Source organism: Kitasatospora sp. NPDC058162 (assembly GCF_042884005.1).
In the GTDB taxonomy this organism is placed as follows: Bacteria; Actinomycetota; Actinomycetes; order Streptomycetales; family Streptomycetaceae; genus Kitasatospora.
The window spans coordinates 1-364 of sequence record NZ_JBHVUS010000079.1 but is presented as its reverse complement, the minus strand read 5'-3'; the positions used below and the strand labels follow the sequence as shown (position 1 = coordinate 364).

The window sequence follows — 364 nt, the reverse complement described above, 5'->3', positions numbered from 1 at the left end:
TCAGACTCCACGGTGCATCGCCGCCACGCAGAACTCGCCGGCCTGGGTTCTGACGGCACCACGGCGATCCTGGCGGGGATGAAATCGGCCCGTCGAGCCGCCTGGGCCGCCTGCGGCACCCGCAACCCCGCAGCCCGGGCCACCACCGACAATCCACTGGTCATCGACCTGGACGCCACCGAAATCCTCTCCCACTCCGACAAAGAGCATGCCACCCCGACGTGGAAGAAACACTTCGGATTCCACCCCCCTGGCAGCGATCATCGACCACGGCGACGGGCTGACCGGGGAACCCGCAGCCGTGCTCCTGCGCCCCGGCAACGCCGGATCCAACACCGCCGCCGACCACATCACCGTGCTGGAC

At 68.7% G+C, this 364-nt stretch carries 1 pseudogene; it reads left to right on the top strand.

What is annotated here, in order from left to right:
• Positions 1-189: 189 nt before the first annotated feature.
• Positions 190-364 (top strand): annotated as a pseudogene (locus ACFVXG_RS46045) (IS1380 family transposase); the annotation flags it as partial.